Source organism: Methylobacterium sp. TK26, from assembly GCF_055361565.1.
In genome coordinates, this window is the sequence record NZ_CM143965.1 from 2102853 (window position 1) to 2125082 (window position 22230).

The 22230-nt window shown below is 68.4% G+C and carries 20 protein-coding genes; 16 read left to right on the top strand and 4 right to left on the bottom strand.

The window, feature by feature from the left end; translation table 11 throughout:
* Nucleotides 1–260: 260 nt before the first annotated feature.
* The 5 genes from ACXJ1Y_RS10135 to ACXJ1Y_RS10155 all read left to right on the top strand — a co-directional run bounded on the left by ACXJ1Y_RS10135 (nucleotide 261) and on the right by ACXJ1Y_RS10155 (nucleotide 5402).
* Entirely contained in the window at nucleotides 261–572 is a 312-nt protein-coding gene (locus tag ACXJ1Y_RS10135; RefSeq protein WP_463849886.1) for a phasin family protein, read from the top strand.
* A gap of 227 nt (nucleotides 573–799) precedes the next feature.
* Nucleotides 800–1186: an ATP-dependent Clp protease adapter ClpS gene (clpS, locus tag ACXJ1Y_RS10140; protein ID WP_409564659.1), complete on the top strand. Its 387-nt coding sequence runs from the start codon at nucleotides 800–802 to the stop codon at nucleotides 1184–1186.
* A gap of 38 nt (nucleotides 1187–1224) precedes the next feature.
* Nucleotides 1225–3708 (top strand): ATP-dependent Clp protease ATP-binding subunit ClpA, encoded by a 2484-nt coding sequence (gene clpA / locus ACXJ1Y_RS10145; protein ID WP_463849887.1) that lies wholly within the window; start codon nucleotides 1225–1227, stop codon nucleotides 3706–3708.
* Nucleotides 3709–3799: 91 nt separating this feature from the next.
* A complete protein-coding gene (locus ACXJ1Y_RS10150) occupies nucleotides 3800–4072 on the top strand; it encodes a hypothetical protein (RefSeq protein ID WP_243953934.1) in 273 nt (90 codons plus the stop codon).
* Nucleotides 4073–4112: 40 nt separating this feature from the next.
* On the top strand, nucleotides 4113–5402 hold the full coding sequence (locus ACXJ1Y_RS10155; RefSeq protein ID WP_463849888.1) for a flavin monoamine oxidase family protein: 1290 nt from the start codon (nucleotides 4113–4115) through the stop codon (nucleotides 5400–5402).
* A gap of 3 nt (nucleotides 5403–5405) precedes the next feature.
* Here the strand turns inward: ACXJ1Y_RS10155 and egtD are convergent, their stop codons facing one another.
* Both egtD and egtB read right to left on the bottom strand, forming a co-directional pair.
* Nucleotides 5406–6365, bottom strand: coding sequence for an L-histidine N(alpha)-methyltransferase (gene egtD, locus ACXJ1Y_RS10160; RefSeq protein ID WP_463849889.1), 960 nt, complete (start codon nucleotides 6363–6365; stop codon nucleotides 5406–5408).
* Nucleotides 6366–6424: 59 nt separating this feature from the next.
* Nucleotides 6425–7696, bottom strand: a complete 1272-nt coding sequence (egtB, locus tag ACXJ1Y_RS10165; RefSeq protein WP_463849890.1) for an ergothioneine biosynthesis protein EgtB — start codon at nucleotides 7694–7696, stop codon at nucleotides 6425–6427.
* A gap of 236 nt (nucleotides 7697–7932) precedes the next feature.
* On the opposite strand from egtB, the gene murI reads away from it, so the two are divergent.
* From murI to ACXJ1Y_RS10190, 5 genes are all read left to right on the top strand, one after another.
* A complete protein-coding gene (murI, locus tag ACXJ1Y_RS10170) occupies nucleotides 7933–8802 on the top strand; it encodes a glutamate racemase (RefSeq protein ID WP_463849891.1) in 870 nt (289 codons plus the stop codon).
* Nucleotides 8803–8880: 78 nt separating this feature from the next.
* A complete protein-coding gene (locus ACXJ1Y_RS10175; protein WP_463849892.1) occupies nucleotides 8881–11031 on the top strand; it encodes a tetratricopeptide repeat protein in 2151 nt (716 codons plus the stop codon).
* The gene (locus ACXJ1Y_RS10180; RefSeq protein ID WP_463849893.1) at nucleotides 11016–12296 is read left to right on the top strand and encodes a DegT/DnrJ/EryC1/StrS family aminotransferase; all 1281 of its coding nucleotides are present in this window, start codon (nucleotides 11016–11018) and stop codon (nucleotides 12294–12296) included. The genes ACXJ1Y_RS10175 and ACXJ1Y_RS10180 overlap by 16 nt, the downstream gene beginning before the upstream one ends.
* A gap of 6 nt (nucleotides 12297–12302) precedes the next feature.
* Nucleotides 12303–13040 (top strand): WbqC family protein, encoded by a 738-nt coding sequence (locus tag ACXJ1Y_RS10185; protein ID WP_463849894.1) that lies wholly within the window; start codon nucleotides 12303–12305, stop codon nucleotides 13038–13040.
* On the top strand, nucleotides 13037–13537 hold the full coding sequence (locus tag ACXJ1Y_RS10190; RefSeq protein WP_463849895.1) for a GNAT family N-acetyltransferase: 501 nt from the start codon (nucleotides 13037–13039) through the stop codon (nucleotides 13535–13537). Before ACXJ1Y_RS10185 ends, ACXJ1Y_RS10190 begins: the two co-directional genes overlap by 4 nt.
* Here the strand turns inward: ACXJ1Y_RS10190 and ACXJ1Y_RS10195 are convergent.
* Both ACXJ1Y_RS10195 and ACXJ1Y_RS10200 read right to left on the bottom strand, forming a co-directional pair.
* Nucleotides 13497–14675: an alpha-hydroxy acid oxidase gene (locus tag ACXJ1Y_RS10195; protein ID WP_463850086.1), complete on the bottom strand. Its 1179-nt coding sequence runs from the start codon at nucleotides 14673–14675 to the stop codon at nucleotides 13497–13499. The genes ACXJ1Y_RS10190 and ACXJ1Y_RS10195 overlap by 41 nt on opposite strands.
* Nucleotides 14676–14751: 76 nt before the next feature.
* Nucleotides 14752–16440: an L-lactate permease gene (locus ACXJ1Y_RS10200; protein WP_463849896.1), complete on the bottom strand. Its 1689-nt coding sequence runs from the start codon at nucleotides 16438–16440 to the stop codon at nucleotides 14752–14754.
* 200 nt (nucleotides 16441–16640) lie between these two features.
* Here ACXJ1Y_RS10200 and ACXJ1Y_RS10205 point away from each other — a divergent pair, with 200 nt between their 5' ends.
* From ACXJ1Y_RS10205 to ACXJ1Y_RS10230, 6 genes are all read left to right on the top strand, one after another.
* Nucleotides 16641–17423 carry an FCD domain-containing protein gene (locus tag ACXJ1Y_RS10205; protein WP_463849897.1) on the top strand — a complete coding sequence of 261 codons (783 nt, stop codon included), beginning with the start codon at nucleotides 16641–16643 and terminating at the stop codon, nucleotides 17421–17423.
* A 137-nt stretch (nucleotides 17424–17560) separates the two neighbouring features.
* Entirely contained in the window at nucleotides 17561–18622 is a 1062-nt protein-coding gene (locus ACXJ1Y_RS10210) for an ABC transporter ATP-binding protein (protein ID WP_463849898.1), read from the top strand.
* 23 nt (nucleotides 18623–18645) lie between these two features.
* A complete protein-coding gene (locus ACXJ1Y_RS10215) occupies nucleotides 18646–19956 on the top strand; it encodes an ABC transporter substrate-binding protein (protein WP_463849899.1) in 1311 nt (436 codons plus the stop codon).
* Between the two features lie 24 nt (nucleotides 19957–19980).
* On the top strand, nucleotides 19981–20937 hold the full coding sequence (locus ACXJ1Y_RS10220; RefSeq protein ID WP_463849900.1) for a carbohydrate ABC transporter permease: 957 nt from the start codon (nucleotides 19981–19983) through the stop codon (nucleotides 20935–20937).
* A 47-nt stretch (nucleotides 20938–20984) separates the two neighbouring features.
* Nucleotides 20985–21872 (top strand): carbohydrate ABC transporter permease, encoded by an 888-nt coding sequence (locus ACXJ1Y_RS10225; RefSeq protein ID WP_463850087.1) that lies wholly within the window; start codon nucleotides 20985–20987, stop codon nucleotides 21870–21872.
* 99 nt (nucleotides 21873–21971) lie between these two features.
* The gene (locus ACXJ1Y_RS10230) at nucleotides 21972–22214 is read left to right on the top strand and encodes a hypothetical protein (RefSeq protein WP_463849901.1); all 243 of its coding nucleotides are present in this window, start codon (nucleotides 21972–21974) and stop codon (nucleotides 22212–22214) included.
* Nucleotides 22215–22230: the final 16 nt, after the last annotated feature.

The following is a 22230-nucleotide window of genomic DNA, read 5'->3' on the forward strand; positions in this document are numbered from 1 at the left end:
CGCCCGAACGCCCTTGCCGTGCCGGTTCCGCACCGGCCCCCGCCCCTCTCAAGGACGCCCGTCGTGGTGGTACGTCCGCATCCCCAGAACCATGCGGCGGCGCGGTTACGGGCGGGTTAATCGGATCGACGGTGAACGCTTTTCTTGCAGGCCTCCGGGTCGCTTGCCTGTGACTTGACGGTGTCGTGGGCGGCGCACAAACTCGAATGCCGCCCGACGCACAGGAACGCCGCCGAGGCCGGCTCGCCGGAAGGAGGCGCATGATGCAGCAGCCCTACGCCACCCCCTCGGTGGGCGCCACGGCCCTGCGCGGCACCGGGGCGGCGGTGCGCACGGCGCAGACCATCGGGCTGGAATGGCTCGATCTCGGCAAGCAGAGTTACGAGGACGTCGTGGCGACGGCCGGGCGCATGGCCGCCTGCCGCAGCCCCGGCGAGGCTTTGGCGCTGCAGGGGGACCTCGTCCAGCGCATGACCGGACGGGCACTGGCCCGCTCGGTGGTGCTGAGTGACCAGTTCACCGCGCTGTTCGGCCATCTCCTGCGCCCGGCGGGGCCCCGGCGCCTCCCGTGACACGCTCCCCGCCAGCGGACGTGTTTCGCCGCACCCCGAGGGTCTGCGCACCGGTACGGACGACCCTATCTGCGGACACGAGCGCGCAGGCGTCTGGCGAAGTCGGCTCACGGTCTGTAGATTGGGAGTCACGCGACGAAGGTTCGGTCGGACAGCGCCGATTCCACCGATCGCCGGAGAGCTTCGGGGGACGGTCTGGCCTGCCGCAAGGGATCGGTTCGACGGATATGACACGGGTCCCAATGATGGGAACGGAGCAGGTGCGGACGGCGTTCGCGATCACGGCCACGGGTTCACGGGAGCCGGGGGGCGATGACCGCTCGAACACCGCCATCATCACCCGCACGAAGCCGCGCACGAAGCGGCCAAGCCTTTACCGCGTCCTGCTCCTCAACGACGACTACACCCCGATGGAATTCGTGGTGCTCGTCGTGGAGCGGTTCTTCAACAAGAACCACGAGGACGCGTACCGGATCATGATGCATGTTCACCAGAACGGCGTCGGTGAGTGCGGCGTGTTCACCTACGAGGTCGCTGAGACCAAGGTGACGCAGGTCATGGACTTTGCCCGCAAGCACCAACATCCTCTCCAGTGCGTTATGGAAAAGAAATAGGCGCCGCTCGCGGTAGGCACGAAGGACAGAGGCCCGCTTTGCCAAGCTTCTCACGCAGCCTAGAACAAGCCCTTCACCGGGCGCTCGCCCTGGCCGGCGAACGCCGCCACGAATACGCGACGCTCGAACATCTGCTTCTCGCCCTGGTGGACGACCAGGACGCAGCCGCCGTGATGCGGGCCTGCAACGTCGAGATCGATACGCTGCGCCGCAGCCTCGTCGAATACGTCGACACCGAACTCTCGAACCTGACCGGTGACGGACGCCAGGACGCCAAGCCCACGGCCGGCTTCCAGCGGGTGATCCAGCGGGCGGTGATCCATGTCCAATCCTCCGGCCGCGAGGAAGTGACCGGCGCGAACGTGCTCGTGGCGATTTTCGCCGAGCGCGAGAGCCACGCCGCCTACTTCCTGCAGGAGCAGGACATGACCCGCTACGACGCGGTCAACTACATCAGCCACGGCATCGCCAAGCGCTCCGGCGCCAGCGACTCGAAGCCCGTGCGCGGGGCCGAGGACGAAGGTCCGGCCGAGCGTCCGAGCGACGAGGGCGAGCCGCGCGGCACTAAGAAGAAGGGCGACGCCCTCGACGCCTATTGCGTCAACCTCAACAAGAAGGCCCGCGACGGCAAGATCGACCCGCTGATCGGCCGCCACGCCGAGGTGGAGCGGACGATCCAGGTCCTCTGCCGCCGCCAGAAGAACAACCCGCTGCTGGTGGGCGACCCCGGCGTGGGCAAGACCGCCATCGCCGAGGGCCTCGCCCGCAAGATCATCCAGCACGAGGTGCCGGAGGTGCTGGCCGAGGCGACGGTGTTCTCCCTCGACATGGGCACGCTGCTCGCCGGCACCCGCTACCGGGGCGATTTCGAAGAACGCCTCAAGCAGGTGATGAAGGAGATCGAGGCGCACCCGAACGCCATCATGTTCATCGACGAGATCCACACGGTGATCGGCGCCGGTGCGACCTCCGGCGGCGCGATGGATGCCTCGAACCTCCTGAAGCCGGCCCTGGCCTCGGGGACGCTGCGCTGCATCGGCTCGACCACCTACAAGGAGTACCGCCAGTACTTCGAGAAGGACCGCGCCCTGGTGCGCCGCTTCCAGAAGATCGACGTCAACGAGCCGTCGATCCCGGACGCGATCGAGATCGTGAAGGGTCTGCGCCCGTATTTCGAGGAGTTCCACAAGCTCAAGTACACGACCGATGCCGTGAAGGCGGCGGTGGAGCTGTCGGCCCGCTACATCAACGACCGCAAGCTGCCGGACAAGGCGATCGACGTGATCGACGAGACCGGCGCCTCGCAGATGCTGGTGCCGGAGGCCCGCCGCAAGCGGACCATCGGCGTCAAGGAGATCGAGGCGACCATCGCCACGATGGCCCGCATCCCGCCGAAGACCGTCTCGAAGGACGACGCGGTGGTTCTCCAGAACCTCACCGAGAGCCTGAAGCGGGTCGTCTACGGCCAGACCGGCGCCATTGAGGCGCTGACCTCGGCGATCAAGCTGGCCCGCGCCGGCCTGCGTGATCCGGACAAGCCCATCGGCTCGTACCTGTTCGCGGGTCCGACCGGCGTCGGCAAGACCGAGGCGGCCAAGCAACTGGCGTCGTCGCTCGGAGTCGAGATGCTGCGCTTCGACATGTCGGAGTACATGGAGCGGCACACCGTCTCGCGGCTGATCGGTGCACCTCCCGGCTATGTCGGCTTCGACCAGGGCGGCCTACTCACCGATGGCATCGACCAGCACCCGCATTGCGTGCTGCTGCTCGATGAGATCGAGAAGGCCCACCCGGACCTGTTCAACATCCTGTTGCAGGTGATGGACCACGGCAAGCTGACCGACCACAACGGCAAGCAGGTCGATTTCCGCAACGTCATCATCATCATGACGTCGAACGCGGGCGCCTCGGATCTCGCGAAGTCGGCCTACGGCTTCACGCAGAGCAAGCGCTCGGGGGACGATGTGGAGGCGATCAACCGGCTGTTCGCGCCGGAATTCCGCAACCGTCTCGATGCGATCATCTCGTTCGGCCATCTGCCGAAGGAGGTCGTGGCCAAGGTGGTGGACAAGTTCGTGCTTCAGCTCGAAGCGCAGCTCGCCGACCGCAACGTCACCATCGAGCTGTCGGACGAGGCCCGCGACTGGCTCGTGGAGCATGGCTACGACGACGCGATGGGCGCCCGGCCCATGGCCCGCCTGATCCAGTCCACGATCAAGACGCCGCTCGCCGACGAGGTGCTGTTCGGCAGGCTGAAGGATGGCGGCGCGGTGAAGGTCGTCGTCCGCAAGCCGGAGGACGAGGAGGCGAAGGCCGGCGAGAAGGAAACGCTGAGCTTCGAGTTCCCGGCGGGCCCGGCCATGCCGAAGCCCGAGAAGGACGTCGCCAACGCGGCCAAGCGCAAGCGCGCCAAGCCCCGGTCGGTGACGCGCAAGAAGTCGCCTAAGGACAACAAGGGCGGTGGCGGCGGTTCGGGCGGCGGCGTGAAGACCGTGCCCAAAGTGCCGCTCGTCCGGGCGTGATGATCGGCCGGCCGGGGCACGGGCTTCCGGTCGGCGATCACCCGGTCTATGACCCCCGCGACGCGCATGCGCCGCGGGGAGGAGGCGCCCGATGACTGATGACCTGCGGGAAGGCCCCCTCTCGACGGTGCCGCATACTGCTCCAGCCCAGAAGCAAAAGCCTTCCGGCCGGGAGTTGCGCCGCCAGCGCCGCCGCCGTCGCCGCCGGGGCGAGGAGATGCTGGCATGGGTGCTGGTGCCTCTGATCTGCTTCGGGCTCTACTGGAGCGTCACGGCTGGCTTCGAGTTCATGGGAACCTCGCCGGGCCAGGTCTGGGACCAGCTGATGCAGGTCAAGGCGATGATGGAGAAGCGGCGCACCTGACGCGGTTCGGCCCGTGCCGCCCGAGGCCGGAGCCGACACCATGATCACGCGCCGCGCCGCCCTCGGTTTCCTTGCCGCCCTTCCCGCGACCGTGCGGGCGGCCTCCGGCCCCGTCGCCATCGTCGGCGCGGGCGCGGCGGGCCTCGCGGCTGCCGAGGCGTTAAGGCGGGCGGGACGCGCCTTCATCCTCCTCGAAGCCCGCGACCGGATCGGCGGGCGCGCCCATACCGACCGTTCGCTCGGCGCGGAGGCCCGGTTCGACGCGGGCGCGCAATACATCCACTGGGCCGAACGGAACCCCTGGGCCGCCATCGCCCGGAGGGAGGGCGCGCGGTTCAACGATCAGGACGGCTGGGCGCGCACCCTCTTCATCGATGGGCGACCGGCGACCGAGGCGGAGCGCGCCAGTCGCCGCGCCGGCTTTGCGGGGCTCGACGCCATCCTCGCCCCCAAGGGTGCGGACATGTCCCTCGCCGACGAGGCGAAGCTCGCCGGCCCCGAGGCCGAGGCGGCGACCTCCGGCTTGAGCCGCCTGTCCCTCGGGGAGGATCCGGGACGCGTCTCGGCCGCCGATTACGACCGCCTGTGGTCGGGCACGGACCTGTGGGTCGATGGCTACGGCGATCTCGTCGCGACGCATTTCGCCCATTTGCCGGTGCGGCTGAACTGTCCGGTCCTCGGCATCGACTGGTCGGGGGCAGGCGTGCGCCTGCGGACGGCATCAGGCACCCTCGACGCGGCGGCGGTCCTCGTCACGGTGCCGGTCGGTGTGCTGAAGGAAGGCGGGATCGCCTTCACCCCCGCCCTGCCCTCACCCACGCAAGCGGCCCTCGATGGCCTCTCGATGGGGGCATACTCGAAGGTCGCCCTGCGCCTCGACCCCGAGCGGATCGATCCGAAGGCGGTGGGCGATGCGGTGAGCGTCGCCCGCGACGGGCCGACGATCTACTTCGAAATGGGACCGTTTGGGCGGCCCGTGGCCGTGGCCAACCTTGGGGGCGACTTGTCCCGCGATCTCTGCCGCGCGGGCGAGAAAGCCGCCGTGGCGCTGGCCACCGAACGGCTCGCGGCGATCCTGGGGGCCAACGCGTCCGGCGCGGTGACGGGCGGGCGGCTCGCGGGGTGGTGGACCGACCCCTACGCGCGCGGCTCCTATTCCATCGCGGCACCCGACCATGCCGACGCCCGCGATGCGTTGCGGGCACCCGTCGCCGAGCGTGTCTACTTCGCGGGGGAAGCCTTGGCCGGGGGCGGCGCCATGACGGTCGGCGGCGCGACCCTCGATGGCGAGCGCGCCGCCCGGGACATCCTCAAGCGGCTTCCGGCCTGAGCCTCAGTCCCGCCGCAGGACGTGGACGCTGAACAGCGCCTCGGGATCGGTCCAGACCGTCACCGACTGCCAGCCGGCACGGGCGGCGAGATCCTTGAAGCTGTCGAGCGTGTACTTGTAGCTGTTCTCGGTGTGGATCGTCTCGCCCGCGCGGAAGGCGAAGGTCTCGCTGCCGATCCGCACGCTCTGGTCCTTGCAGGATTCGAGATGCATCTCGATCCGCGAGGCCGTCGGATTGAACACGGCCTTGTGCCGGAACGCGTCGAGGTCGAAATCGCCGCCGAGTTCGTGGTTGATCCGCTTCAGCAGGTTCATGTTGAACGCGGCCGTCACGCCGGCGGCGTCGTCATAGGCGGCCTCCAGACGGGCGGTGTCCTTCACGAGATCGACGCCGAGGATCAGCAGCGCGTCCGGCCCGAGGATCGCGCCGAAGCTGTCGAGCAGGGCGCGGGCTTCCTCCGGCTCGAAATTGCCGACCGTCGAGCCGGGAAAGAAGCCGGCGCGGGGCGCCATGCCGGTCGTCTCGGGCAGGGTGAACGGCTTGGTGAAGTCGGCCACGACGGGCTCGACGGTGAGGTCGGGAAAATCCTGGCGCAAACTCGTCGCCTGCTCGGCCAGGAACTCGCCGGAGACATCCACCGGCACGTAGGCCGCGAGGTCCGGCAGGTGGTTCAGGAGCCGCCGAAGCTTCGCGGTCGAGCCGCTGCCGAATTCCACGAGCGCGGCCTGCTTCGGCAGATAGGCGGCGATCTCGTCGCCACGGGCGTCGAGGATGCCGACCTCCGTGCGCGTCGGGTAGTATTCCGGCAGGGCGGTAATCTGCTCGAACAGCTCCGAGCCGGCGGCGTCGTAGAAGTATTTCGGCGAGAGCGTCTTCTGCGGCTTCGAGAGGCCCGCGCGGACATCGGCCAGGAAGACGGGGTCGGCCGCCACGGACTCGGGGAAGGTCGGATGGACGGTCACGGCGTACTCCGGGGCACGAACGAGAGGGCGGGGCGCCGCCGCGAGGGGCGGCGCGCCGTTCAGGACAGCGGCTCGGCCAGACGCAGGCCGGTGAACTGCCAACGCTGGTGGGGGTAGAAAAAGTTGCGGTAAGTGGGCCGCGCGTGCCCCTCCGGCGTCGCCACCGACGAGCCGCGCAGCACGAACTGGTTCGACATGAACTTGCCGTTGTACTCACCGAGCGCGCCCGGCAGCGGCCGGTAGCCGGGATAGGCAAGGTAGGCGCTGCGGGTCCATTGCCAGACGAGGCCGTAGGCGTCGGGCAGGTCGCCGTTGCGGGCGGCCACTTCCCATTCGAACTCGGTCGGCAGGACCTTGCCGGCCCAGCGGGCGTAGGCATCCGCCTCGTAGTAGCTCACATGGGAGACGGGGGCGTCGGGATCGACCGCCTTCGGCCCGGCTAGGCTTGCCTGGACCCAGCCGCCGTCATGCCGCCGCCAATAGCCGGGCGCCTCCCAGCCCTGGGCTTGGCCGGCGTACCACCCGTCCGACAGCCAGAGGTCCTGCCGGGAATAGCCGCCGTCTTCCATGAAGGCGAGCCAGTCGCGGTTGCTCACCAATGCCCTGTCGATCCGCACGGGCAGGATCAGGCTTTCGTGCCGAGGCGATTCGTTGTCGTAGGAGAAGCCGTCGCCCTCATGGCCGATGGCGGTGATGCCGTGCTCAAGGGTCACGGCGCCGGTTTGCGACGCGGCGTCGGGAAAGCGCCAGGACGGATCGTAGACCGGATCGAGGGGATTCTGAGCGAAGGCGTGGAGGATGTCGGTCCAGAGTAGTTCCTGGTGCTGCTGCTCGTGGAACAGGCCGATCTCCAGGATCGGCAGGATGTCGGCGAGGGCCTTCTCCGAAGCCTGACCGAGCAGGGCCTCGACGGCGCGGTCCACATGCGCCCGGTAGCCCGCCACCTCGTCGCAGGTCGGCCTGGTGATGAGCCCGCGCTGGGTGCGCGGCTGGCGCGGCCCGGCGGCCACGTAATACGAATTGAACAGGTAATGCAGGCGCGGATCGTGGATCGCGTAGCCCGGCAGGTGCTCGGCGAGCAGGAATTGCTCGAAGAACCACGTCACATGCGCCCGGTGCCACTTGGTCGGGCTGGCATCCTCCATGGACTGGATCTGCTGATCCTCGGGCGAGAGCGGCGCGGCCCGCCGCTCCGTCTCCGCGCGCACCGTCCGGTAGGCGTCGATCCAGGCCTGCCGGTCGATGGGCCGGGCGCTGGAGGGCGGCGGCGGGAAGGCCGGGCGGAGGGCGCCTTGCCTGTCGTCCCTGGGCAGTGCGGCGGTGGCAGCCATGCAGTTCCTTCCCTCTCGGCGTCGTTCCGAAGGAGAGTTTTCCCGCCCGGAGGCGTGCCGGGGCACATAGTCCCGCAATCGGACGGTGCAACCGTAGCGCGGCGATTGTGTTCAGCTTGACGATGGCGACCGGTGGATTGACGGGATGGCGGGCCTTTCTCTCGCCGTTTTGAGACGGCCTTAACCACCGAACCGGATGGTCGGTATTCGTTCAAAGGGGAGCAGTGAGCCTTGCGATGCGGATCGACCTGATGGCCGGTGCCGGATTGTCCCTCGCCCCGGTCGGCGTGGCGCCGGAGCCGACGATCCTCGTCTTCGATTCCGGGCTCGGCGGCCTCACCGTCCTCGAAGCCGTGCGGCGGGCGCGTCCCGATGCGCGCTACGTCTACGCCGCCGACGACGCGGCCTTCCCCTACGGACGCCTCTCCGAAGCCGACCTCGTCGCGCGGGTCCTCGACGTGATGGGCCAGCTCATCGCGGCGCATCGGCCCGACCTCGTGGTCATCGCGTGCAACACCGCCTCGACGCTGGTCCTGCCGGCCCTGCGGCAGCGCTTCACGACGCCCTTCGTCGGCGTGGTGCCGCCGATCAAGCCGGCGGCGGCGACGACCCGCAGCGGCCTCATCACCCTTCTGGCGACGCCCGGTACGGTGGCGCGCTCCTACACCCGCGACCTCATCGCGACCTACGCCTCCGCCTGCGCCGTCACCCTGGTGGGCTCGCGCAACCTCGCGACCTTCGCCGAGGCCGAGATGGCGGGCACGCCCGTCGATGACGCGACGCTGCTCGCCGAAATCGCCCCATGCTTCGTCAGCGCCGAGGACGGGCGGCGGACGGATGTCGTGTGCCTCTCGTGCACCCATTATCCGCTGCTGCTGCCGCGCCTGCGCGCCCTCGCCCCCTGGCCGGTGACATGGATCGACCCCGCCCCGGCCATCGCCCGGCGGGTGGTGCAGCTACTCGGGCAGGGCTCCCGCGCCGAGACGCACGGCGTGCTCGCGGCCTTCACCGCCGGCACCAGCCTGACCGCTCCGCTGCGCGACAGCCTCACGCTCCGGGGCGTGAATGAAGTGACGGTGGAAGCGATCCCGCTGCCTATGCAGTAAGGCCTTGCAGCCTATTAAATCTTAACGGTGTTTTAGGAAGGCCACGGTCACGCTCCCATCGGTGGGGAGGGGCGCGGCATGCTCGAACATCGCGGCGGATTGACCGGTCAGGACCGGGCGCCGGGAGCCGCCGAGCGCTTCCTGTCCAAGGCCGTGGCGCATCGCGAGGCGGGCCGGCTCGACAAGGCGCGGCGCAACATCGGCCGCGTCCTCGACATGGCCCCCGACCATGCGAATGCCCGCTACGAACTCGGCCTGCTCGTCAGCCGCACCGAGGGTGCCGCCGCCGCGATCCCGCATTTCGCCGCCGCCCTGAAGGGCGCGCAGTCCAACCCCGCCTGCTGGCTCGCCCTGATCGGCGCCCTCCTCGAAACGCAGCGGCTGCCGGAAGCTCGCGCCATCGCCGAGCGGTTCCGCGCGGCGGGCCTCGCGGCCGTGTCGCCGAAGGCCGTCGCCGTGCTGGTCGAGCGGGCCGTCGCCCTCGGCCGCGGCTGCTACGATCAGCAGGATTTCGTGCGGGCCGAAGCCTATCTCGACCTCGCCATCGCCCTCGACGACACGCACCCGGACGCGACCTTCCTGGCCGGCGCCGTCGCCGCCCGGACGAACCGGCTGCAGATGGCGTTCGATCTCATCAGTATCGCCATCTACCGCACGCCCGACCGAGCCCTGTACTTCGCCGGCCTCGGCGCCCTGATGACGCTGATGGAGGACGAGGCCGGCACCCGCTCGGCGCTTGAGAAGGCCCTCGAACTCGATCCGAACCTCGCCATCGCCCATTCGAACCTCGCGGGGTTCCTGCACAAGCGCTCGTGCTACGCCGAGGCGATGCACCACGCCGACCGCGCCGTGGCGATCGACCCGGCCTGTTCCGGGGCGCATGTGAACCGCGGGCTCATCCTGAAGAGCCTCGGGCGGCTGCACGATTCCATCGCGGCCATGGATACGGCGATCGCCCTCGCCCCGCGCGACATCGACGCCCATTCGAACCGGCTCTTCACCAAGCTCTATGCGGGCGACATCCCGGCCACGGAATATGCGGCCGACGCGCGGGCCTTCGGCAAGCTCTTCGCGGACCCGTTGCTGCGCAAGCGCCCCTTCACCCATGACCGCGACCCGAACCGGCGGCTGAAGGTCGGCTTCGTCTCGGGCGACCTCTGCGCCCACGCGGTGGCCCGCTTCCTCGAACCGTTCCTCGAACGCTTCGACCGCGAGGCTTTCGCGACGTACGCCTACATGACCCGCGCCGCCGAGGACGGGCTGTCGCTTCGGATGAAGCCGCTGTTCGACCAGTGGCTCAACATCTCCGGCATCTCGGACGACGCGGCCGCCGACCGGATCGAGGCCGACCGCATCGACATCCTCGTGGACCTCTCCGGCCACAGTGCCGGGCACCGCCTGCAGGTCTTCGCCCGCAAGCCCGCGCCGGTTCAGGTGACGTGGATGGGCCATCCGGCCACGACCGGTCTCTCGGCCATCGATTATCGGCTGACCGACGACGTGCAGGACGGCGAGGGCTGCGATGCCCTCCACACCGAGGCCCTGTGGCGCCTGCCCCGCGTGTCGGCCACCTACCGCCTCGCCGACGATACGCCCCCCGTGCGCGAGCGGCCCCCTTGCGCGGAGAACGGCTTCGTCACGTTCGGCGTGATGAACCGCTTCGAGAAGGTGAGCGACGCCGCGCTCCAGACCTGGGGCCGGATCCTCGCCGCGATCCCCGACGCGCGGCTGTTCATGGTGGTCGGCGACGTGGACACGCCGGAGGTCCGCCAGCAGGTGGACGAGCGGCTAGCCCGCGCCGGGATCGACCTCGACCGGTTGATCCTGCAACCGCGCGTGACGAGCGGCTATTTCGAACTCTACCACCAGATCGACATCGCCCTCGATCCGTTCCCCTATAACGGCGGCACGACGAGCTGCGACACGCTCAGCATGGGCGTGCCCTTCGTGACTCTGTCCGGCGCCACCGCCCCCGAACGGGCCGGCGCCGTGGTACTCGGCTCGGCGGATCTCGATGAGCTGGTGGCGACCTCGCGGGACGAGTACGTCGCGACGGCCGTCGCCCTCGCCATCGACCGGGAGCGCCTCGCCCGCACCCGCGACGGCCTGCGCGAGCGCTTCTTCGCCGGCCCGATGACGGACCACGCCCGCCTTGCCGGCGAGGTCGGGAAGGCGTTCCGGGCCATGTGGACCCACTGGGCGACAGGTGAGCCATGCGCGCGCGGCTGAAGGCTCCGACCGAGGGCGGCGTCCGCCGCAAGCGCAAGGCGGCGGGGGGCGGCGTCCCCTCCCCGCTTCTCGACGACGCCCTGGCGGAACGCCTCGCTGCCGCCGCCCGCGACCCCGCGCTGCTGCGCGAGGCGCCCGCACCGCGGGCGGCCGGGCCGATCTACGTCACCAAGCCCTTCCTCCCGCCCTACGCCGAATTCGAGCCGATGCTGCGGGAGATCTGGGACCGCAAGGTCCTAACCAACGGCGGCCCGTACCACCACGAGTTCGAGGCGCGGCTGGCCGAACATCTCGGCGTGGCGCATGTCGCGCTGTTCAACAACGCGACGACCGCGCTTATCATGGCGCTGCGGGCGCTGGGCCTGTCCTCGGGCGAGGTGATCACCACCCCCTACTCCTTCGTGGCGACCTCCCACGCGCTGATGTGGACCGGGCTGACGCCCGTCTTCGCCGACATCGACCCCGTGACCCTGAACCTCGACCCGAAGGCGGTCGAGGCTGCGGTGACGCCCCGGACCCGCGCGATCCTGCCCGTCCATTGCTACGGCCACCCTTGCGATGTCGATGGCATCGCGGCGGTCGCCGAGCGCCATGGGCTGAAGGTCGTCTACGACGCCGCCCATGCCTTCGGTGTGCGCGATGCCGGCGGCTCGGTGCTGCGGCACGGCGACCTTTCCGTGCTGAGCTTCCACGCCACCAAGGTGTTCAACACCTTCGAGGGCGGCGCCATCGTCTGCCCCGACGCGGCGCGCAAGGAGCAGATCGACAAGCTCAAGAACTTCGGCCACGACGGCGAGACCAGCGTCATCGAAGTCGGCCTCAACGGCAAGATGAGCGAGTTCAACGCCGCCCTCGGCCTTCTGCAATTGCGCTACATCGATACGGCCATCGACCGGCGCGGGGCCATCGACGCGGCCTACCGGGCCGGGCTCGCCGGCATTCCCGGCATCGCCTGCCTCGAATGCGCGGGCGAGGTGCGGGCCAACTACTCGTATTTCCCGATCCTCGTCGGGCCGGATTACCCCATCGCCCGCGATACCCTGTGGGAGATGCTGAAGCGGGAGGGCATCCACACCCGCCGCTACTTCCACCCGCTGATCTCGGATCATCCAATGTATGCCGGCCTGCCGAGCGCCGGCCGCGCCACCCTGCCGATCGCGGCGCAGGCCGCCGACCGCATCCTCTGCCTGCCGATCTATCCCGACCTCGAACCGGAGGTGGTCGCCAGGACCGTCGCCCGCATCGCCGATCCCTTGCGGACTTGAGCCGCCATGCGTGTCGCGATCATGCAGCCGTATCTGTTTCCGTATATCGGCTACTTCCAATTGATCGCGTCCGTGGATCGCTTCGTGATCTACGATGCGGTGAAGTACACGAAGAAGGGCTGGATCAACCGCAACCGTTTGCTGCGGGACGGCGAGGGCGTCACCTTCACGCTGCCGCTCGCCAAGGGCGCGGACGAACTGGACATCGCCGAGCGACAGGTCGCGGGCGATTTCGCCCCGGACAAGCTCTGCGCGCAGATCGCGGGCGCCTACCGCCGGGCCCCCTTCTTCACCGAGACGATGCCCCTGGTCGAGGCGGTGCTGCGCCACCGCGCGGAGAACCTGTTCCTCCATCTGCGCGAGGGCCTGACGCGCACCTGCGCGCATCTTGGCATCGCCACGCCGATCCTCACCGCCTCGGAGATCGAGGGCCGCACGGATCTGCGCAAGCAGGACCGCGTGCTCGGCCTCTGCCAGCGCCTGGGGGCCACGACGTATGTGAACCCCATCGGCGGCACGGCGCTCTACGACCCACAGGAATTCGAGGCGCGCGGCATGGCCCTGCGCTTCCTGAAGGCGAGGCCCCTCGCCTATCCGCAATTCGGCGCGGCGTTCGTGCCGTGGCTGTCGATCATCGACGTGCTGATGTTCAACGGGCGCGAGGGCACGCGCGCGATGCTCGGCGAATGCGATCTCCTCACCCGCCACGAGGCCGCCCCCGCCGGCCTGCCCGAGGCCGCGTGAGCGGGGTCGCGCCGCGCATCACCTGCAACCGCTCGGATGCGGCGGAGATCGCCCGGCATCTCGCCGCCTGCTCCGCGAGCTTCGTCCCGCCGCTCGAAACCCGCGTCGCCATCCCGGACTACGCCGGGAAGCTCGCCCGGCGCGCCGAGCGGTTCGAGGCTTGGGAGGCGGAACGCCTCGTCGGGCTCGTGGCGATCTATTGCGCGGAGGATGGCGGGGACGCTTTCGTGAGCAACGTCAGCACCGTGCCGGATTGTGTTCGCCGGGGGATCGCGCAGTCGCTCCTCGCCGAAGCCCTCGCCCATGCGCGCCAGCGCTCGCGGACGATGAGCCTTCAGGTGGATCGCCGCGCCCCGGCGCTCGCCCTCTATCGCCGTCTCGGCTTCGGGCCGGTGAGCGAGGACGGCGACACGCTCACCCTCCGGCTGCACTTCGCCGAGCGCAGCGAGGCGCCATCTACGCCATCGGCCTCGTCTGGGCGCCCCAATCCTTTGTGAAGCGCAGGTTGTCCCGCGACAGTTCCGCGATCGATGAGCAGCCCATCAGGCGCATGTCCCGCTCGATCTCGGCATGCATCAGGCTGAGCGCCTTCTCGACGCCCGGCCGTCCGGCGGCGGCCAGGGGGAAAAGGTAGTAGCGGCCGAGGCCGACCGCCTTCGCCCCGAGGGAGAGGGCCTTCAGCACATGCGTCCCGCGCTGGACGCCGCCATCCATGATGACGTCGATCCGGTCGCCCACCGCGTCCACGATCTCGGCGAGCTGGTCGAAGCCCGTGGTGGATCCGTCGAGCTGGCGGCCACCGTGGTTCGAGAGCACGATGCCGGTGCAGCCGATCTCGACCGCGCGCTTGGCATCCTCCACCGACATGATGCCTTTGAGGCAGAACTGGCCGCCCCATTCCCGCACCATGAGGGCGACGTCGTCCCAGGTCATGCTGGGGTCGAGCATCTCGGTGAAGTAGCGGCTGATCGAGAGCGAGCCGCCGCCCATGTCGACATGGTTGTCGAGCTGCGGAAGCTTGAAGCTCTCGTGGGTGGCGTAATTGATCGCCCAGGCGGGCCTGATCGCGAATTGCAGCATCCCGCCGAGCGTCAGGCGGAAGGGAATCGAGAAGCCCGTGCGTTTGTCGCGCTCGCGGTTGCCGCCGGTGATGCTGTCCACGGTGAGCATCATCACCTGGATGCCGGCCTGCTTGGCGCGGGCCATCATCTCGCGGTTCAGGCCGCGATCCTTGTGGAAGTAGAACTGGTAGACCTGCGGCCCGCCGCTGATACGCCGCGCCTCCTCCAGGCTCACCGTGCCCAGCGACGAGACGCCGAACATCGTGCCGTACTTGCCGGCGGCCGCCGCGACGGCGCGCTCGCCATCGTGGTGGAACAGGCGCTGCAGCGCGGTCGGCGAGCAATAGACCGGCATGGCGAGCTTCTGGCCCATCACCGTCACCGACATGTCCACGTCGCCGACGCCGCGCAGGACGTTGGGCACGAGGCTGCAATTGTCGAAGGATGAGGTGTTGCGCCGGTAGGTGACCTCGTCGTCCGCCGCGCCGTCGATGTAGTCGAAGATCGGTCTGGGCAGGCGGCTCTTCGCCATGCGGCGGAAGTCGTGGAACGAGTGGCACTGAGAAAGGCGCATCATCAAACTCCGCAGGCGCTCGCGATCCCCGCGACGGGGACAGGGGACGCCGTGGGCGCCCCCTGTCCGGTTCGGCTCAGTGGACCACCGCCGGGGTGACAATCGTGGGCGGGACCAGGGCGGTGAAGGGTGGGACGTAGGCCTGGAGCATCACCAGGAGGCCGACGAGGCAGGCCAGCGCGATCGAATGGAAGAACACGTAGCGCAGGATCTTCGATTCGCCGCCGTACCATTGGGTCGCGGTGGAGGCGACGACGATGGACTGCGCGTCGATCATCTTGCCCATCACGCCGCCCGAGGAGTTCGAGGCGGCCATGAGGACCGGCGACAGGCCGAGCTGTTCCGCCGTGATCTTCTGCAGGCCGCCGAACAGGACGTTGGAGGCCGTGTCCGATCCCGTCAGCGCCACGCCGAGCCAGCCGAGCATCGCCCCGAAGAACGGGTAGATCCAGCCCGTCTGGGCGAAGGCGAGGCCGAGGGTGGCGTCGGTGCCCGAGTAGCGGGTGACGTAGCCCAGCGCGAGCATCGCCGAGATGGTGATGAGCGAGTAGCGGACGATGTAGGCCGTCCGCCCGTATTCCTTCACGAGCTTGAACGGGTTGAAGCCCAGGATCAGCCCGCCGACGATGGACGAGAACAGGATACCCGTGCCCGTCGCCGAGAGGATGTTGAAGGTATAGACCGCCGCCTCGCTATGCGCCTTGGCGACGACCGGCGGCACCTTGAAGACGAGGTTGTGCAGGTACGGCACCGGCAGCTTGAAGATGAAGAGCGAGTCGAGCCACGCGCGGAACTGCGGCGTGCCCCAGGCGAAGACGAAGACCGAGAGGATCAGCCAGGGCAGCCACGCGCGGAACACGGCGCCCGCGCTGTGCGTCCGGGCGGGGGTGACAGGCGCGGTCGCAGTGGTCGCGACGGCGGGGGTCGCGGTGTCCGTCGAGGTCCAGATCCGGGCGGGCTTCCACACCCGCAGGAAGCTCGCGAGCGCCGCCATGGAGCAGATCGCGGCGATGACGTCCACGAGCCACGGGCCGTGGAAGTTCGAGACGAGATATTGCGGGACGGCGAAGGACACGCCCGCCACCAGCAGCGCCGGCCAGACTTCCCACATGCCCTTGCGGCCGGCGAAGGCCCAGATCAGCCAGAACGGCACGATGATCGAGAAGAACGGCAATTGCCGCCCGATCATGGCCGAGAGTTCGAGGAGATCGAGCCCGGTGACGGCCGAGAGGGCGATGACCGGTGCGCCCAGCGCGCCGTAGGCGACCGGCGCGGTGTTGGCGATGAGCGAGAGGCCGGCGGCGGCGAGCGGCGTGAAGCCGAGGCCCATCAGCATCGCGGCGGTGACGGCGACCGGCGTGCCGAAGCCCGCCGCGCCCTCGAAGAAGGCGCCGAACGAGAAGGCGATGAAGAGGAGTTGCAGGCGTCGGTCTGGCGTGATGCCCGCGATGGAGTCGCGCAGGATGTCGAACTGCCCCGTCTGCTCGGTGAGCCGATAGAGGAAGATGACGTTGAGGATGATCCAGCCGATGGGCAGCAGGCCGAAGGCCGCGCCGTAGGCGGCGGTGGCGCCGGCCATCTGGGCCGGCATGCCGAAGCCGATGATCGCGACGAGGAGGGCGGTGACGAGGCCGAGCAGCGCCGCCGTATGCGCCTTCATGTGCAGGAGGCCGATGCCCCCGAGCAGGACGATGATCGGCAGGGCCGCGAGCGCCGTCGATCCGAACGTGTTCGCCAACGGATCGTAGACTTGGTTCCAGGTCACGCCTTGTCCTCCCCTTTTTGCATCGTCGCGATGCGGCCCCGGTCGTCATTCCCGCATGTGGCGTGTATGCGGCTAACCTTAGCTGGACCGATGGCGGCGGCTTGGTAAAATGAATTGACCAAGCTCGTCAATTGGAAATAGCATTTGCCCAAAGTAATCCATCCGGCGATGTCCATAAGGTCCGGAGGCTGGGGCGGGGCATGGAGCAGGATCCCATCAAGGGCGCGAGCGTGGCCGAGAGCACGGCCCGCCACCTCAAGGATCTGATCGCCGAGGGGACGCTGAGCCCCGGCGATCTGCTGCTCCCCGAGCGCGACCTCGCGCTGCAACTCCACGTCTCGCGGCCGACCCTCCGGCAGGGGATCAAGATGCTGGAGAAGGACGGGCTCATCGTCTCGACCCCCGCCGGCCGCTCGGTGGCGCCGCTCGGCCGCGAGATCACCGATCCGCTGATCGCGCTGATCGCCTCCCACGCGGAGGTCGTGGACGATTACCTCGAATTCCGGGCGACGACCGAGCGGATGGCCGCCCGCCTCGCCGCCGCGCGGGCGAGCGCGGTGGACCGGGACCGCCTATCGGCCTGCATGGAGCGCATCGACCGCGCACACGAGCAGGGGAACGACCGGGAGGAGGCGGAGGCCGATGTCGCCCTGCACATCGCGGTCTACGAGGCGAGCCACAACCTCGTCGTGCTGCACACGATGCGCGCCCTGTCCGGGATGCTGCGCCAGGGGGTGATCGAGAATCGCGAGACGCTGTTCGCCCGCCCCGAGACGCGCGACCGGCTCTATGCCCAGCACAGGGAGATCACCGCCTGCGTGCTGGCCGGCGATGTCGAGAAGGCGGGCGAGGCCGCCGAAGCGCATATCCACTACACGCACAGCGCGCTCAACGAGATCAAGGCGGCCGAAGCACGACTTCAGGTTTCCCTGCGTCGTCTGAACCACGGCGGACTCACCGCAAAGCACAAAAACGACAAATAACCTTTGCTGCATTGCACTCGGTGACAGAGCGCATGCGATTGCGCGAATAACACAGACAAGAGCTTGCTTTCCCCGGACGCCTCCTTTGTACTGGCCCGACAGAGCCGCCGTCAGAGCGGCCTTGCACGGGAGGAAGCATGGCCTCGGTGGGAATCCGCGAGGTTCGCAAGGCTTTCGGTTCGACGAATGTCTTGCACGGTGTCTCCGTGGACATTCGGGATGGCGAATTCGTCATCCTCGTCGGCCCGTCCGGCTGCGGAAAGTCGACCCTTCTGCGCATGATCGCCGGGCTGGAGAACATCTCCGGCGGCGAAATCCGTATCGGCGAGCGGGTCGTCAACGATGTGCCGCCGAAGGAGCGGGACATCGCGATGGTGTTCCAGAACTACGCGCTCTACCCGCATCTCACGGTGCGCGAGAACATGGCCTTCTCGATGCGCATCCGGAAGGCGGCGGCGTCGGAGATCGACCAGCGCGTTGCCAGGGCCGCGCAGATCCTCGGGCTCGCGCCCCTCCTCGACCGCTACCCGCGCCAATTGTCCGGCGGGCAGCGCCAGCGCGTCGCCATGGGCCGGGCCATCGTGCGTGACCCGCAGGTCTTCCTCTTCGATGAGCCGCTGTCGAACCTCGACGCGAAGCTGCGCGTCGCCATGCGCACCGAGATCAAGGAGCTTCACCAGCGGCTCAAGACGACCACGATCTACGTCACCCACGACCAGATCGAGGCCATGACCATGGCCGACCGGATCGTGGTGATGCACGACGGGATCGTGGAGCAGATCGGGCCGCCGCTCGACCTCTACGACCGGCCCGACAACCTGTTCGTCGCGGGCTTCATCGGCTCGCCGGCCATGAACTTCATCCCCGGCCAGGTCCGGGCGAACGGTCAACTCACCTTCGTCGCCGATGGCGGCCTGACGATCCCGCTGAAGGACGCGCCCTCCGGCTGCGAGGGACGGCCGCTGATCCTCGGCATCCGGCCGGAGCATTTCGACCTCGCTCCCGATGGCCTCGCCGCCGAGGTGGTGGTGGTGGAGCCGACCGGCTCCGAGACCATGCTGGCCGTGCGGGCCGGCGGCCAGGACATGACCTGCGTGCTGCGCGAGCGCGTGAGCGAGCAGCCGGGCGAGATCGTCTCGCTCCGCCCGAACCGCGTACACTTCTTCGACGCCGGGACCGGCCGTCGCCTGCCGAGCTGATCAGCCCCGAGGGAGACCCTAAGATGACCGCTCTCGACCGCCGTTCCCTCCTCGCCGGCGCGGCCGCGACCGGCCTCGCCGCCGGCAGCGACCTGCTCGGCTTCGCCAGGGCCTGGGCGCAGACCACGGAATGGAAGCCCGAGCCGGGGGCGAGCCTGTCGCTGCTGCGCTGGAAGCGCTTCGTTCCGGCCGAGGACGAGGCCTTCATGAGGCTGGTGGACGCCTTCACCAAGGCGACGGGGGTGAAAGTCACCGTCACCAACGAATCCTTCGACGACATCCAGCCCAAGGCGTCGGTGGCCGCCAACACCGGCCAGGGGCCGGACCTCGTATGGGGGCTGTTCTCCTTCCCCGCTTTGTTCCCCGACAAGTGCCTGCCGCTGGAGGACGTCGCGGAGTCGCTCGCCAAGAAGTACGGCCCGTTCTTCCCCTCGGCGGAAGCCTACGGCAAGGTGAAGGGCAAGTGGATCGCGATCCCCGTCGCGTTCAACGGCGGATACCCGAACTACCGCATCTCGGCGATGAAGAAGGCCGGGTTCGACAAGTTCCCCACCGACACGGCGGGCTTCCTCGAACTCTGCCGGGGCCTGAAGAAGAACAACACCCCCGCCGGCTTCGCCCTGGGCCACGCCACGGGCGACGGCAACACATGGTGCCATTGGGCGCTCTGGTCGCACGGCGCCAACCTCGTGGACGCCAACGAGAAGATCGTCATCAACTCGCCGGAGACGGCCAAGGCGCTCGAATACGTGAAGTCGCTCTACGAGACCTTCGTGCCGGGCACGGTGTCGTGGAACGATTCCTCGAACAACAAGGCGTTCCTGGCGGGCGACCTCTACCTCACCAACAACGGCATCTCGATCTACGCCGCCGCCAAGAAAGACAACCCGAAGCTCGCCGAGGACATGGACCACGCGGTGTGGCCCATCGGCCCAGCCGGCAAGCCGACCGAGTTCCAGCTCGCCTTCCCGATCCTGGCCTTCAAGTATTCGAAGGCGCCCAACGCCTGTAAGGCGTTCATCAGTTTCATGATGGAGGCGGGTAATTACGGGCCGTGGCTGGAGGCGGCGCAGGGCTACCTCTGCGAGCCGCTGTCGAACTACCCGAAGAACCCGATCTGGACGAACGACCCGAAGAACGCGGTCTTCGCCGAGGCCGGGCGGCGCTCCATGGCGGCGGGCGGCCTCGCCCCGGTGAGCGAGCGCATCGCGGCGGTGCTCGCGGATTTCGTGGTCGTGGACATGTTCGCGAGCCATTGCACCGGCCGCGAGGACGTGAAGACCGCGATCAAGAACGCCGAGCGCGCGGCCCAGCGCATCTTCCGCAACACCTGACGCCCAAGGGCCGGAGGCGAGACCATGGCGCACACCGCCCTGACACGGCCCGCCCCGGTCGCGGTCCCGACCCGCTCGGCCTTGACCCGCCTGCGGGCGAGCCGGGGCTGGGCGGGCTTCTGGTTCATGCTGCCCACCGCGCTGATCTTGGGCCTGTTCCTGGCCTATCCGCTGCTGAAGGGCATCTGGCTGTCCTTCACCAACACGCGGATCGGCCGCGAGGGCGTGTTCATCGGCCTCGAGAACTACGCATGGCTGTGGGACGACGACGTGTTCTGGCTGTCGGTGTTCAACACCTGCCTCTATACGGCCGTCGCCTCGGTGGTGAAGTTCGGCGTCGGGCTCTACCTCGCCCTGCTGCTCAACAAGAACATGCCGTTCAAGTCGATCATCCGCTCGATCGTGCTGATCCCCTTCGTGGTGCCGACCGTCCTCTCGGCCATCGCCTTCTGGTGGATCTTCGACAGCCAGTTCTCGATCATCTCGTGGTCGCTGCGCCATCTCGGGATCATCGACGGCAACATCGACTTTCTCGGCGATCCGGCCATGGCCCGCGCCTGCGTGATCTTCGCCAACATCTGGCGCGGCGTGCCCTTCATCGCGATCACGCTGCTCGCCGGATTGCAGACCGTCTCGCCCTCGCTCTACGAGGCGGCGACGCTCGACGGCGCCTCGAACTGGCAGATTTTCTCGCGCATCACCCTGCCGCTGCTGACCCCGATCATCGCGGTCGTGATGACCTTCTCGGTGCTGTTCACCTTCACCGATTTCCAGTTGATCTGGGCGATGACGCGCGGCGGGCCTGTGAATGCCACGCACTTGATGGCCACCCTCTCCTATCAGCGCGGCATCCTCTCGGGGACGCTGGGCGAGGGCGCGGCCATCGCCACCGCCATGGTGCCGTTCCTGCTCGCCGCCATCGGCATCTCGTGGTTCGGCCTGCAGCGCAGGGCCTGGCAATCCGGGGAAACCGACCGATGAGCGCGCCCGCACCCCCCGCCCATGCCGACCCGCGCCTCACCCCCGTCATGGAGGCGAGGCCGGCCGGCATCACCGACAACTCGGAGGGCATGGCCTATCTGGAGCGCCTGCCCCGGCGGCTCGTGACCACCTATCTGCCGCTCCTCGTGATCCTCGCGGTGCTGCTGTTCCCGTTCTACTGGATGGCGCTCACCGCCATCAAACCGGACGAGCAGCTGATCGACATGGAGCGGTTCAACCCGTTCTGGGTCGTGGAACCGACGTTCAAGCACATCCACAAGCTGCTGTTCGAGACGCAATATCCCCGCTGGCTCTGGAACACGATGTACGTGTCGGTGCTGGCGACACTACTCTCGCTCTTCGCCAGCGTGCTCGCGGCCTATGCCTGCGTGCGCGTGCGCTTCCGGGGCGCGGGCTGGGTCGGCGCGGCGATCTTCCTCGCCTACCTCGTGCCGCCCTCGATCCTGTTCATCCCGCTGGCGACGATCATCCAGGCCTACGGGCTGTTCGATTCCCCCATCGCCCTGATCCTCGCCTATCCGACGATCTTGATCCCGTTCTCGACGTGGCTGCTGATGGGCTACTTCAAGACCATCCCCTACGAGTTGGAGGAATGCGCCCTCATGGACGGCGCGAGCCGCTGGCAGATCCTCACCAGGATCATCCTGCCGCTGGCCTTCCCCGGGCTGATCTCGGCCGGCATCTTCTCCCTCACGCTCTGCTGGAACGAGTTCATCTACGCCCTGACCTTCCTGTCCTCGACGCAGAACAAGACGGTGCCCATCGCCGTGGTGAGCGAGTTCGTGGACGGCGACGTCTACAAGTGGGGCTCGCTGATGGCCGGCGCGCTGCTCGGCTCGCTGCCGCTGGTCATCCTCTACTCGTTCTTCGTGGAATATTACGTGTCCGCGCTGACCGGCGCCGTGAAGGAATAGCCCCGCCGCATTCCTGTACGGAAACTGCATAGCGGCTTCAGAATGGGTTCAACGCGCCAGCCCGAGACTGCCCTCATCGTGAAACGAAAGGGCAGTCCCATGAAGGCACGTCTCATCGGTCTCGTCGCCGCCACGCTCCTGCTGGTCCCCGGCGCGGCCTCCGCGCAATGGTACGACCACGGCCCGCGCCACCATCACGGCCACCATGGCTGGGGCCATCACCGCCCCCACCACGACCATGGGTACGGCTACGGCTACGGTCCCCGCCGGCACCACCACCACGGCCACCACCGTCCCCATCATTGGGGACATCATCACCACCATCATCACCACGGCTACTGACGGGCCGCTTTATTCC

Coding starts and splice junctions, on each gene's coding strand:
- ACXJ1Y_RS10210 (WP_463849898.1), top strand. CDS start 17,561: ATGGCCTCGGTGGGAATCCGCGAGGTTCGCAAGGCTTTCGGTTCGACG.
- ACXJ1Y_RS10150 (WP_243953934.1), top strand. CDS start 3,800: ATGACTGATGACCTGCGGGAAGGCCCCCTCTCGACGGTGCCGCATACT.
- egtB (WP_463849890.1), bottom strand. CDS start 7,696: ATGGCTGCCACCGCCGCACTGCCCAGGGACGACAGGCAAGGCGCCCTC.
- clpS (WP_409564659.1), top strand. CDS start 800: ATGACACGGGTCCCAATGATGGGAACGGAGCAGGTGCGGACGGCGTTC.
- ACXJ1Y_RS10155 (WP_463849888.1), top strand. CDS start 4,113: ATGATCACGCGCCGCGCCGCCCTCGGTTTCCTTGCCGCCCTTCCCGCG.
- ACXJ1Y_RS10220 (WP_463849900.1), top strand. CDS start 19,981: ATGGCGCACACCGCCCTGACACGGCCCGCCCCGGTCGCGGTCCCGACC.
- ACXJ1Y_RS10225 (WP_463850087.1), top strand. CDS start 20,985: ATGGAGGCGAGGCCGGCCGGCATCACCGACAACTCGGAGGGCATGGCC.
- ACXJ1Y_RS10185 (WP_463849894.1), top strand. CDS start 12,303: ATGCGTGTCGCGATCATGCAGCCGTATCTGTTTCCGTATATCGGCTAC.
- ACXJ1Y_RS10180 (WP_463849893.1), top strand. CDS start 11,016: ATGCGCGCGCGGCTGAAGGCTCCGACCGAGGGCGGCGTCCGCCGCAAG.
- ACXJ1Y_RS10215 (WP_463849899.1), top strand. CDS start 18,646: ATGACCGCTCTCGACCGCCGTTCCCTCCTCGCCGGCGCGGCCGCGACC.
- ACXJ1Y_RS10195 (WP_463850086.1), bottom strand. CDS start 14,675: ATGCGCCTTTCTCAGTGCCACTCGTTCCACGACTTCCGCCGCATGGCG.
- murI (WP_463849891.1), top strand. CDS start 7,933: ATGCGGATCGACCTGATGGCCGGTGCCGGATTGTCCCTCGCCCCGGTC.
- ACXJ1Y_RS10205 (WP_463849897.1), top strand. CDS start 16,641: ATGGAGCAGGATCCCATCAAGGGCGCGAGCGTGGCCGAGAGCACGGCC.
- ACXJ1Y_RS10230 (WP_463849901.1), top strand. CDS start 21,972: ATGAAGGCACGTCTCATCGGTCTCGTCGCCGCCACGCTCCTGCTGGTC.
- ACXJ1Y_RS10175 (WP_463849892.1), top strand. CDS start 8,881: ATGCTCGAACATCGCGGCGGATTGACCGGTCAGGACCGGGCGCCGGGA.
- ACXJ1Y_RS10135 (WP_463849886.1), top strand. CDS start 261: ATGATGCAGCAGCCCTACGCCACCCCCTCGGTGGGCGCCACGGCCCTG.